The 12,323-nt window shown below is 49.9% G+C and carries 7 protein-coding genes, 4 tRNA genes and 1 pseudogene; 7 read left to right on the top strand and 5 right to left on the bottom strand.

The genetic code is table 11. The features are described from left to right. Positions 1 to 85: 85 nt before the first annotated feature. The 6 genes from SIL79_RS09015 to SIL79_RS08990 are packed head-to-tail and all read left to right on the top strand — an operon-like array spanning position 86 to position 8,336. Entirely contained in the window at positions 86 to 2,257 is a 2,172-nt protein-coding gene (locus SIL79_RS09015; protein ID WP_319619167.1) for a type I secretion system permease/ATPase, read from the top strand. Between the two features lies 1 nt (position 2,258). After that, a complete protein-coding gene (locus tag SIL79_RS09010) occupies positions 2,259 to 3,641 on the top strand; it encodes an HlyD family type I secretion periplasmic adaptor subunit (protein WP_039035383.1) in 1,383 nt (460 codons plus the stop codon). Positions 3,642 to 3,674: 33 nt separating this feature from the next. After that, on the top strand, positions 3,675 to 5,078 hold the full coding sequence (locus SIL79_RS09005) for a TolC family outer membrane protein (RefSeq protein ID WP_039035382.1): 1,404 nt from the start codon (positions 3,675 to 3,677) through the stop codon (positions 5,076 to 5,078). Further along, entirely contained in the window at positions 5,078 to 5,683 is a 606-nt protein-coding gene (locus SIL79_RS09000; protein WP_039035381.1) for an OmpA family protein, read from the top strand. Before SIL79_RS09005 ends, SIL79_RS09000 begins: the two co-directional genes overlap by 1 nt. A 17-nt stretch (positions 5,684 to 5,700) precedes the next feature. Further along, positions 5,701 to 6,408, top strand: coding sequence for a transglutaminase-like cysteine peptidase (locus SIL79_RS08995; RefSeq protein WP_039035380.1), 708 nt, complete (start codon positions 5,701 to 5,703; stop codon positions 6,406 to 6,408). Between the two features lie 8 nt (positions 6,409 to 6,416). Continuing rightward, positions 6,417 to 8,336 carry a bifunctional diguanylate cyclase/phosphodiesterase gene (locus tag SIL79_RS08990; RefSeq protein WP_319619165.1) on the top strand — a complete coding sequence of 640 codons (1,920 nt, stop codon included), beginning with the start codon at positions 6,417 to 6,419 and terminating at the stop codon, positions 8,334 to 8,336. A gap of 154 nt (positions 8,337 to 8,490) precedes the next feature. Here SIL79_RS08990 and SIL79_RS08985 read toward each other — a convergent pair. The 5 genes and pseudogenes from SIL79_RS08985 to SIL79_RS08965 form a co-directional block, all read right to left on the bottom strand. After that, positions 8,491 to 8,579: pseudogene (locus SIL79_RS08985) on the bottom strand. A 102-nt stretch (positions 8,580 to 8,681) separates the two neighbouring features. After that, positions 8,682 to 8,758: transfer RNA gene (locus SIL79_RS08980), tRNA-Pro, on the bottom strand. Between the two features lie 62 nt (positions 8,759 to 8,820). Next, a tRNA-Pro gene (locus tag SIL79_RS08975) sits at positions 8,821 to 8,897 on the bottom strand. A 331-nt stretch (positions 8,898 to 9,228) separates the two neighbouring features. After that, positions 9,229 to 9,304 (bottom strand) — tRNA-His (locus SIL79_RS08970). Positions 9,305 to 9,345: 41 nt separating this feature from the next. After that, a tRNA-Arg gene (locus SIL79_RS08965) sits at positions 9,346 to 9,422 on the bottom strand. 220 nt (positions 9,423 to 9,642) lie between these two features. On the opposite strand from SIL79_RS08965, the gene SIL79_RS08960 reads away from it, so the two are divergent. After that, the gene (locus tag SIL79_RS08960) at positions 9,643 to 12,297 is read left to right on the top strand and encodes a sensor domain-containing phosphodiesterase (RefSeq protein WP_052248223.1); all 2,655 of its coding nucleotides are present in this window, start codon (positions 9,643 to 9,645) and stop codon (positions 12,295 to 12,297) included. Positions 12,298 to 12,323 lie beyond the last annotated feature (26 nt).

Genomic DNA, 12,323 nt, shown 5'->3' with positions numbered 1-12,323 from the left:
GGCCGGCCTATATTGCAATTCGCAATATAGGCCGGCATGGCTGATACTAGAATTAATCATATAAAACGAAAGGATAAGTCGTTCTGTGACCGCATCCGCTTCACCTAAACCTGAACAATGGACTATCTCGGCTTCTCAGCGAGTCACTGTGGACCCTCTGCTCGATAGCCTGGTTCTATTGACAGAATACTTCGGCAGCCCCTGTTCCAGCGAGTCTCTGGCGGCAGGCCTCCCCTTGTCTTCAGCCGTTTTGTCACCGGAACTGGTGCCACAGGCTGCTGCCAGGGCCGGCCTGACGGCAAAGCTTTCCCGTAAAGGCTTGAATCAGGTTACTGCCATTCAGCTTCCTTGTATTTTGCTTTTGAAAGACAAGAAAGCTTGCATCCTGCGCGAACTGGATCTGGAACAACAACATGCGGTGATCCAAATGCCGGAAACCGGCGGCGAACAACGCCTATCTATAGAAGAGTTGGAAACCCTCTATGTAGGCTATCTGTTTCTGGTGAAACAACAGTACCGTGGCGATATGGGATTTGATGTCTATCATCATGACCACAGTAAACACTGGCTACTGCAAACCATTAAAGACTCGGCCCCCATCTATCGTGATGCACTGATTGCCTCAATCCTGGTGAACTTGTTTGCCCTGGTTTCACCGCTGTTTATCATGAACGTCTACGATAAAGTGGTGCCCAACCTGGCGTTCGAATCACTGTGGGTTCTGGCTATCGGAGCCGGTATTGCTTATCTGTTTGATTTGGTCATGAGGCAGCTGAGAAGTTACCTTATCGATGTTGCCGGTAAGAAAGTCGACATCATAGTCTCATCGAGACTGTTCTATAAGGCAATCGGCATTCCCCTCGAAAACCGCTCGGCCAGTGTCGGTGGTATGGCGCGTCAGCTGGGTGAGTTTGACAGCATCAGGGAGATCCTCACCTCGGCAACAATAACCACGCTGGTTGATCTACCCTTTGCATTATTGTTTGTGTTGATTATCTATCTGGTCGCAGGCGATCTGGCGCTAATCCCCCTTGTCGCTAGCCTCATCATCATCGGCTATACCTTGATTGTCCAACCCAGGCTCAAGACCGCTATTGAGGAAAGCAATAAATTTGCCAGCCTCAAGCATGGCCACTTGATCGAAAGTCTCGCCTCTCTGGAATCCATTAAATCCTATGGGGCAGAAGGCCTGGTACAGAAAGCCTGGCAGCAGATGATAGGTCACACAGCCAATTGGCAGTTACGCTCGAAAAAGCTTTCCAACTCAGTGGCCAATGTCGCCAACTTTGTGGTGCAGCTGACCGTCGTCAGTGTCGTTATTCTAGGGGTTTACCGGGTTGCCGATAATGATATATCCATGGGTGGGATCATTGCTGCTGTGATGCTTGCCAGTAGGGCCGTTGCGCCTATGGCACAGCTGGCTAATTTAATGACCCGAGCCAACCAAACTGCCAGCGCGCTGAGACAGCTGGATCAGATAATGACCCAGGAAGATGAATTTGAAAACAAAGGCCACCTTGTCAGCAAACAACGATTGATGGGCAAGATAGAAGCCGACGACCTCAGCTTCAGCTACCCCGGCTCGGAAAAACCTGTATTGCACCCCTTCGCCTTGAGGATCCGTCCCGGCGAGCGGATAGCCATTATCGGCCGTAACGGCAGCGGCAAGAGTACTCTGGCCAAGCTGTTGGTTGGACTGTTTAAACCCAGCAACGGTAGCCTAAGATACGATGGCATAGATAGCGCCCAGATCCACCCGAGCGATCTACGCCGTAACTTCGGCTATCTGCCACAGGATGTCACCCTGTTCCACGGTTCGGTTCGGGACAATATTCTCTTCGGCACCCGTCAGGTCACAGAACATCAGTTGATCCGAGCCGTACAGCTCTCCGGAGTCAACCTGTTTACCGACTTGGAATCAGAAGGCCTGGATCAACAGGTAGGTGAAGGCGGCCATTCGCTGTCCAGAGGACAGCGTCAAACAGTGGCCTTGGCCAGAGCCATACTCAATGACCCACCAGTGCTGTTGATGGATGAACCCACAGCCAGCTTGGATGCCAGAGCCGAGAAGCAATTCATGCGCTCGATGCATAATGTCAGCCGCGACAGAACCTTACTGATCATCACCCATAAGATGCACCTGCTGAATCTGGTGGATCGCATCATAGTGATGGATAGAGGCCACATCATTGCCGATGGTCCCAAAGACAAGGTGCTCGAAAAGCTCAACCAAGGGCTGATGGCTGGAGGCAAGTAATATGAATAAGCACCTGACTTCTGATGACTTGGAAATGGTAGACGATGTCTACGGCGCCATGATGACAGATGCACCCACCAGCCACAGATTGATTATCTGGTCGCTGGCAGCCATGATACTCTGCTTCCTCACCTGGGCCTATTTTGCATCCCTCGACCGAGTTACCAAAGGCACGGGTAAAGTGATCCCCTCTTCCCAGGTACAGGTCATCCAAAGTCTGGATGGCGGCATTTTGAAAGAGATGTACGTTCAGGAAGGCATGCTGGTCAAACAAGGTGAGCCCTTGGTACGCATAGACGATACCCGTTTTCGTTCCGATGCCGCCCAGCAGGAGCAAGAGGTCTATAGCCTGCAGGCCAATGTTATTCGCCTTCAGGCCGAACTGAATAGCATCTTTATCTCGGATATGACCAACGACTGGCGCGAACAGCTCAAAATCACCAAGATCCCGCTGGTATTTCCTGCCGAGTTGACAGAAAAAGAACCCGAACTGGTCAAGCGCCAGCAGGAAGAATACGCCGGACGCCTGGATAACCTCAGCAACCAAGTGGAGATCCAGGCAAGACAAATTCAACAGCGGCAACAGGAAACCGAAGAGTTAACCTCGAAAATCGGCACCTTGAGCACCAGTTACCGCTTGGTCAGCCGTGAACTGGAACTGACCAAACCTTTGGCACAAAAAGGCATAGTGCCCGAGGTGGAACTCTTGAAACTGGAACGTACAGTTAACGACATTCAAGGCGAGCTGGCGACCCTCAGGGTGATGCGTCCCAAACTCAAGGCCAACATGGATGAGGCGATTCTCAAGCGTCGGGAAGCGGTATTGGTTTATGCCGCCGATTCCCGCGCACAACTGAATGAGATGCAGGCCAAGCTGGCACGCATGAATGAAGCCCAGGTAGGCACCAAGGATAAAGTCAGCAAAGCCGTTATCACCTCACCGGTCAACGGAACCATTAAAACCATAAATATCAACACACTTGGAGGAGTAGTCCAACCTGGTATCGATATCATGGAGATAGTCCCTTCCGAAGACCAACTGCTGATCGAAACCCGAATTTTGCCAAAGGATATCGCTTTCCTGCATCCGGGGCTGCCCGCCATAGTTAAGGTTACTGCCTATGATTTTACCCGTTACGGCGGGTTAAAAGGCACAGTGGAACAGATAAGTGCAGATACCACTCAGGATGAAGAGGGCAACAGCTTTTATTTGGTAAAAGTGCGGACCGAAGAGTCCAGCTTAATTAAAGACGATGGCACTGAGATGCCCATTATTCCCGGCATGTTGACCTCTGTTGACGTAATTACCGGGAAAAGAACTGTCCTTGAGTACATACTTAATCCCATTCTAAGAGCCAAAGAAACAGCGTTAAGAGAACGCTAGGCTCATAGTCACAATAAACCTGGAGGGTTTAGCATGAACAAGAAAGTTACTCGGCTGGTGAAACCCAGTGCCTTGGCACTGGCGATTACCGGGCTGATGTTGCCCACGGCAGGGTTTAGTCAGACCCTGGAACAAGCCGTAGCGCAAACATTGGATACCAACCCGGAACTACGACTTGCCTTTAACCGTTTCAAAGCTCGTGAAGAGCAGGTAAACCAGGCGATAGCCGGTTACATGCCAACGGTAGATATTACCGGTGGTTATGGCTATGAATACACTGACAGTCCGGCTACCCGCCGCCGTTTGGCCGGCACCACGGATGATGAAATTGAACTAAAACGGGGCGAATTCGGTGTCAGCATCAAGCAGATGCTGTTCGACGGCTTCTTTACCAGCAGTGAAGTCGACAGATACAGCTTCGAAGCCAGTGCCGATCAATGGGCGCTGTTTGCCGCTGCTGAAGATATGGCGCTGGATGTTGCCAAGGTCTATATCAACTATATACGTAGCGAGCAGGTGTTGACGCTGGCAGAGAAAAACCTCAAGAGCCACCAGGACATCTACGAGCAGATCAAGCAACGTACCGATTCGGGCTTGGGCTCTACCGCGGATCTGTCGCAAATCACAGGTCGTCTAGCTCGCGCCAATGCCAACGTAGTGTCTGCACGCAATAACTTCCTCGATGCCAAGAGTCAGTTTTTCCGCATTACTCATCAGCAACCGGAAGACCTGATAGTACCGGTTCCGGATGCCGATATGTTGCCGGCGGACGTAGACTCCAGTATCAAGATGGCCCAGGAGCACCATCCCATTCTCAAATCGGCCGCCAGTGATATCCGCGCCGCCGAATATGAGAAGTCTTCGGCTCAATCCAACTACTACCCCAAGATCACGCTGGAAGTAGAAGGTAACATGAACAACAACCTGGACGGTGAAGACGGCTTTAGCCGGATCGCCAGCCAAAATGTCGGTGGCCACAACAATGACATTCTTGCCATGGTGAGAGTGCGTTACAACCTGTTCGCTGGTGGCCGTGATTTAGCCCGTGAAAAAGAAGCCAGCTACAAGATAGGTGAAGCGAAGGAGATCCGTGAGCGCGCCTATCGTGAAGTGGTTGAAGGCGCCAACCTTGCCTGGAACGCATACGAGTTCCTGGGACCACAGAAGCAATATATTCGCGATCATGTCATTGCAGCCAAGGACACTCAAGTCGCCTACTCACAGCAATTCAACCTGGGTCAGCGTACCCTGCTCGACTTGCTGGATACCGAGAATGAACTGTTTGAAGCCAGGAAAGACTATCTGACCGCCGAGTATGACGAAGTGATTGCCAAATACCGCGTACTCAATGCCACAGGACAACTACTCGACTCGCTTAGAGTCACTCGCCCCGATGTATGGAAAGGGGAGCGTGAATATGAAGGAGGAGTTAAATAATGAAACTCTTTATCACTCTGCTTAGCGTCGCCATACTGGCGGGTTGCTCAATGCGTGACACTGTATCCATGGATCAACCGACGGCTCAGGTCAACGACCTCAATGATCATGACAGAGACGGTGTTATTGAAGCCCGTGAACGCTGCTCAGGCACTGTCGAAGGTGCCAACATTGATAATTATGGTTGTGGTAAGATCAAGCCTATCAATGAACGCTCCGAGTTGAAGATACTTTTTGCCAACGATTCCTTCTACATAGATCCTCAGTATTATGATCAAATTGGTGTCATTGCTGACTTTATGAAGCAATATCCCAGCACCAAGGTGACCATCGAAGGGCACTGTAGCCGTACCGGTAGCTATGATCACAACCTGAAGCTATCGCAAAATCGGGCAAATGCCGTAACCAAAGTGCTGAAAGATCAATTCGGCATTACCGCCGATAGACTAACCGCAGTAGGTTACAGCTACGATAAACCTGTAGATCCAACAGACACTCAGTTGGCCCACAAACGTAACCGCCGGGTTATCGCCGAGGTAACAGGCGAGGATACTATGGCCGATATGAAGTGGAACATCTACACTGTGGATCAAGAAGTGAAATAGGACCTTGATATCCCCATATGACAGGCAGGCTCAACCAGTATTCACTGCTCAGAAGGGTCTGCCATTACACAGTACTGGCATCGACTCTGGCCGTGTCATGCCTGTACGCCGCATCCACCCAACAGCTAGACGCCAACAGCATTACCAAAACGCTGGAATCACGTTATGGCGAGCGGGCAGGCCTCAGGGCCAGAGCCTGGTTCAAGATACTGGACGAGGCGCAAGGGTTGGACGATATGGGAAAAATCACCAAGGTAAACAACTTCTTTAACCTGTTTCGCTTTGTAGATGATAGCAAACTCTGGGGGATGGCTAATTACTGGGCCACCCCTTTGGAGTTTATCGGAGTAAATGGCGGTGACTGTGAAGACTTCTCCATCGCCAAATACTTCACACTGCTGCAGTTGGGCATCCCTGAAGACAAGATGCGCATCACTATGGTTAAAGCAACCAGTGTTAATCAGTACCATATGGTGCTGGCCTATTATGAGACGCCCTCCTCTGTCCCTCTTATTCTGGACAATCTGGACCGCGAGCTCAAACCGGCAACACAACGTGGAGATCTGATCCCGGTATACAGCTTTAACGGTAAACAATTGTGGCTAAACAAAGAGAAAGGACGCGGTGTATTAGCAGGATCATCCGCTCGCTTGGAAAAGTGGAATGATCTGAGACACAGATTAGGGGCTGATCGCTTGCGTCAGCCAAAATTAAAACTGGAGTAGCTACAGCAATGACACTGTTTCGACAGATATACTCGTTACTGTTTGGGCTGTTTCTCTTGGTTGTCGCCAGTGTGGGCTATGTGCAATTCAATGAGACCCAGAACTTTCTAACCGAGCAGATGGAGTCGGACCTCAATAATGTCAGCCATTCATTGGGATTGATGTTGGTTCCATCACTGGAGGCCGGTGATCTCGCCACCGCAGAAACCATGGTTAATGTCATCTTCGAGGGAGGCTATTACCAACAGGTGAAGCTAACTTGGCTGGTTGATGGCAAACAGCAGGTCTGGAATAACAATATCCGCATCGAAGATGTTCCCCAATGGTTTATCAATCTGGGGATCTTTACCCCTTTGCGTAAAGAAAGCACCATTACTTCAGGTTGGCTGCAACTGGCCAAACTGGAAATTACCGCACACCCTGGGTTTGGTTACCACGAACTGTGGCGCATTATGAGCCATACCTTAATAGCCTTTTCAATTCTATTTTTGGTCGCCATATTGTTTGCACGCCTGGGCCTGACATGGATCCTCAGCCCGCTGCACTCCATTGCCGAACACGCTAAAAGCATTGCCAAACGGGAATTTGGCCCGGATATGCCGCTGCCTAAAACCCTGGAACTCAGGGATGTAGTCAACGCCTTTAACAGCATGTCAGCCCAGCTGAAGAAAATTTTCAGTTCTCTGGATGAAGAAGTCACTGCACTCAGGAAAAAGAATCTGGTGGATCAGGTATCCAACCTGCCTAATCGTCAGTATATGATGGGCCGCGTTGGCGGTTGGCTAGGTGAACCCGGCAGCGGCGCTCTGATGATGGTCAAGTTCGACTGGCTCGAAGAAGTCCACAGCAAGTATGGCTATCAGGTACGGGACGAAACCATCAAGCTGCTTTCAGAAAAACTGCAGCATGAGTTGGGCGAAATCTGTGAATCTGTCATTGCCCGTATCGCCGCCTATGAATTTGCTTTCTTGATCACCAATGTTGAACGTGAACAATTGAGTAAGTATCTACAAACCCTGATCCGTACAACCAACCAGGAAATGGTCAAGGCGGGTTGTAAACCCAATGAAGATTACGCCATAGGTATTGCCGAACGTATCGGGCAGATGACCAGTTCCGAGCTGCTGGCGCGCTCGGATAACGCCCTGCAAATCGCCCTCAAGGAAGGCAAGGTTTATCACTGGTTGGAGACCAACGAACAGCAGTTGTTCAGCCGCGAACAATGGCGCGATAAGCTTACCGACGCAATTAACCGCAAACAATTCCGTTTCCGTTGGCAAGCTGTGCACTATCAAGGATCTGACAATATACTGCAGCGGGAACTTTTCTGTCAGTTGCAAATAGGTGACAAACTGGTGCATGCAGGCCAGTTCATGCCTTATGTCGAGCTATTGTCTCTGGGTAGCTTGCTCGACCGCTGCCTGATTGAAAAGATCAGTGAAGATGAGTTGTTGGAGAAGAATGCCGAAGCCATTGCGGTTAACCTGACCCATCACAGCATCAGCGATCCCAAGTTCCACGAATGGCTCAATCACTTCCTGCGTAACAGCCGCCACGCAAGCCGGTTGGCCTTTGAGTTACCTGAAGCCGCCATCTATACCGATATTGACGCCTGCCAGGCGCTGTGCATCATAATTCGCGACAATGGCGCCAGCATAGGGATAGACCACTTCGGCCGTCAGTTCGGCTCCATGTCTTATCTGCAAAGCCTGCGGCCGGCTTATGTCAAGCTGGACCAATCCTTTGCTCAATATGATGAAAATCAGCACAACAGCGAATTGTGCCGGGCATTGGTCAACGTAGCCCGAGGATTGGAAATCGATGTGATAGTGACAGGCATCCAGGAAAAAGCGCAATTGGAGCGCTTTACACCACTAAAGACCCAAGCATACCAAGGCTTTATTTCACCACCTGTGAATGTTGAGTAACAGATATAGGGTTCCCTTCGGGGAGCCTTTGTTTTAGGCTAAGCCGTCGAAACAGGGAAGCTCCAAGATACTCGCGCACCTTGAGGATAAAAACAGGAAGGCTTTGAATGCTAAAAAACAAAAAGCCCCTTATTTCTCAATAGCTTAAGTGTTTTGGTCGGTGATAGAGGATTCGAACCTCTGACCCTCTGCTCCACTCTGGTTTCCAAGTCAGGATACGCTACCAGGCTGCGCTAATCACTGAATTCCACTTGTACCCATGAGAATATCTTTAAGGTCATCACAAGCTCGAAACTATGAAGATAAAAACAAAAAGCCCCTGATTTCTCAGGGGCTTAAATGTTTTGGTCGGTGATAGAGGATTCGAACCTCTGACCCTCTGCTCCCAAAGCAGATGCGCTACCAGGCTGCGCTAATCACCGAAATACTGTGTTGCTGAATACTTTCCAGCTTTTACCGGACGTAAAGTCAGATAAATCAAATTTGGTCGGTGATAGAGGATTCGAACCTCTGACCCTCTGCTCCCAAAGCAGATGCGCTACCAGGCTGCGCTAATCACCGAAATATTGCTTTATTGGGTACCTTGATAGGAAGAGGGTCACCCTCTGCTCCACTCTGGTTCCCAAACCGGGATGCGCTACCAGGCTGCGCTAATCACCGAAATATTGCTTTGTTGGGTACCTTGATAGGAAGAGGGTCACCCTCTGCTCCACTCTGGTTCCCAAACCGGGATGCGCTACCAGGCTGCGCTAATCACCGTAAGATTGCTTTGTTGGGTACCTTGATAGGAAGAGGGTCACCCTCTGCTCCACTCTGGTTCCCAAACCGGGATGCGCTACCAGGCTGCGCTAATCACCGTAAGATTTGAAGCCGACTCGCTTCACGAAAGAAGTGGGGTGACTGATGGGACTTGAACCCACGACAACCGGAATCACAATCCGGGGCTCTACCAACTGAGCTACAATCACCACTGATATTTCTTTCACTGACTGGCACGCTTGAATCAAACTGGTGCGCCCAGAAGGATTCGAACCCTCGGCCTCACCCTCCGGAGGGGTGCGCTCTATCCAGCTGAGCTATGGGCGCCCGCCGTGTCAGCGCCGCATATAGTAGGTGGATTTCCCCCCCACGTCTACACCTGATTTGCTTTTTTTCGGTTGTTTGCTCAAGTTTTGACTGAAACAGTACAACAAATATCCGACACCAGCCAAAAAATTGACTTGGATAATACTATGTTTCATGTTATTTCTATCCTTTGATTAAAAACCATACAAAGCTATTATCATTTTGTTCCTCGGCGGATAACATGTTTAGGGATGACGCTTTCCATCAGAATTCGGCTCTGGAAATCTCAAGACTGAAAAAACGAGTTGCCAGACTCAAACGTCTGGCGGCCAAATATAAACGAGCCGAAGCCACCCAAAATGCACTGCTGGAAATCTCCAATATTGCCAACAAGGCTACTTCTATGGAGGGCTTCTATCAGGGCATGCATCTATGTCTTAAGCAACTGATCCCTGCCGACAACTTTTATATCTCTCTGCTTGATGCCCAGAAACAACATCTTGAGCTACCATTTTTCTCCGATGAAAAAGACTCCCACCCTTCCGAACTCTATCCAGGACAAGAGTTATCCCAACTTTTAACGCAAGGCCTTACCGGCTATGTGTTGCGAACTGCCACCCCCCTGCTTTGTGACGAACATAAGGCAAAACAACTGGCCGATGCCGGCGAAATCATAGCTCTAGGGTCATCCTGTCATCAGTGGCTTGGAGTACCCATAATACAAAATGACAGAGCTATTGGTGTCTTGGTGGTGCAAAGCTACAACCCAGCCAGTTCCTACGGCGAGATGGAGTTTGAATTAATGGCTTTTATTAGTCATCACATCGCAGGGGTCATGGAACGGTTGCGGCATCATGAGCAACTTGAACAAGCCATCAGCCAAAGAACCCAGGAGCTGAGCCAGGCCTATGGTAGATTAAAACAGGAAGTTTATGAGAGACGCCGAGCCGAGAGGCTACAAAAGTCCCTGTTTGAGATAACCGAACTGTCTTCCTCCAACTTGGATGATCGCGAGTTTTATACCGAGCTGCACCGGGTTCTCTGCCATTTGCTACCAGCCAACAACTGTTACATCGCCTTGCTGGATGAAACCGCAACTGAGCTGCACTTTCCCTTCTATGTTTCTCAACTCAATGATACCGCCCCCAAGTGTCGCCCCTTGATGGATGGACTGGTGGAATACCTACTCAGGTTAAAACGTCCTGTATTGCTGGATCAAAGCGATATCCAATCTCTGGTGTGCACCAAAGAGATTTACAGCAAGGCACCTGACCTGAATCAAACACAGAACATGCACCAGTGGATCGGCGTGCCGTTATTTATTCAAGACAAAATTGCCGGTGCCCTGACTATCTATAGTTTCAGCATGCATCAGAACTACCAGTTCAAGGATCTCGAACTGTTAACCTTTGTGTCACAGCATATCGCCACAGCCATTGAACGTAAGCTGGCCACAGAGGCACTGAAACGCAGTAACGAAGCACTGGAAGAAAAGATTCTGGAACGCACCCGTGAACTGGCCACCACCAACCAAGAGTTGCAAAAAGAGATCTCCCAGCGCCGTAAGGCTGAGCAACAACTGCTGCACGACGCCAAACACGACGCCCTGACAGGCCTGCCCAATAGGCTGATGTTTATGGAGCGATTGAACCAGGCCGTTAAACATAATCGCCGTCATCTACAAGATAAATTCGCACTCTTGTTCGTCGATCTCGACCGATTCAAGCTGATTAATGACACGCTAGGACATCTGGAAGGTGATAGGTTTCTGGTAGAAACAGCCAGTCGGCTCAAGTTTTGTATCCGCGACAATGACACTCTCGCCCGTCTGGGCGGAGATGAATTTGTGATTTTGCTGGATGGATTACGCACAACCGACGATGCCAAAGAAGTCGCAGAGCGGATCCTTAAGGAACTGTCACGCCCTTATGAGCTAGCAGATAAACAGTTCAACTCAGGCGCCAGCATCGGCATAGCCGTCAGCGGCCATCACAGGGATGACACCAGTGAGTCCATCTTGCGGGATGCCGACACTGCTATGTACATGGCCAAGACCCGCGGCAAGGGTTGTTATGTGGTATTCGATGAAAAATCGCATCAGCAATTGATGCAAGACGTAAGTCTGGAAAATGAGTTGAGAACCGCCCTGGACACCCAGCAAATCCAGCTCGATTACTTCCCAGTGCAGGATCTTAAAACCGGGCAGCTTCAAGCCCTGGATGTGCGTCTGTATTGGCCCCATCCACAACACGGTAAAATCAAACAACAACAGCTCGCCAATTTGGCAGAGCAAGCCAACTTACAACTGGAGCTGGACAGATATGCAATCGAAGCGCTGAACAGTGAACTTCCCAAGCTGCAACTCAACTCAGGCACCAAATTACATCTGGCCATCTGTAGCCAGCACCTCAAGCATAAACATGCACTTCGCAGCCTGAAAAACTGCCTAAGGAACTGTCAGTTCCCGCTTACCGACCTATGTTTGTTTTTCCACGAACAATCTCTGTCACGGGATTTGGAAAACCATATCAATGGTTTTGAAGTGCTTAAACGTTTGCAAGTCACTCTGGGGATCACAGGTTACGGCAGTGGTTACAGTCCCTTGATCAGCCTATCCTTCCTGCCGGTCAACGTACTGAGACTAGATGCCAGCCTGGTGTCGCATCTGCAAAGCCCACATCACAGGCGTTTACTCAAAGCGATAAACCTAAGTGCTGGTGCATTGGAACTTGAGCTGGTATTGGATGGTATCAATACCCAAGAGCAGAAACAGCAACTGGCACAAATGGGCTTTAACTCAGGCCAGGGACAAGCTCTTGGGAATCGCTTGAACCCAGTCAGCAGCAAGGGTAACAGCACCAAGCCCATAGATACGGCAACCCAAGTTTGCGCCTAAGCCGTGTTTTGAAACCGGCTCTAACC

This window comes from Shewanella indica (assembly GCF_033842865.1).
In the GTDB taxonomy this organism is placed as follows: domain Bacteria; phylum Pseudomonadota; class Gammaproteobacteria; order Enterobacterales; family Shewanellaceae; genus Shewanella; species Shewanella indica.
Note: the sequence above shows the minus strand (reverse complement) of the source record. Positions and strands in the feature narration are given on the sequence as shown.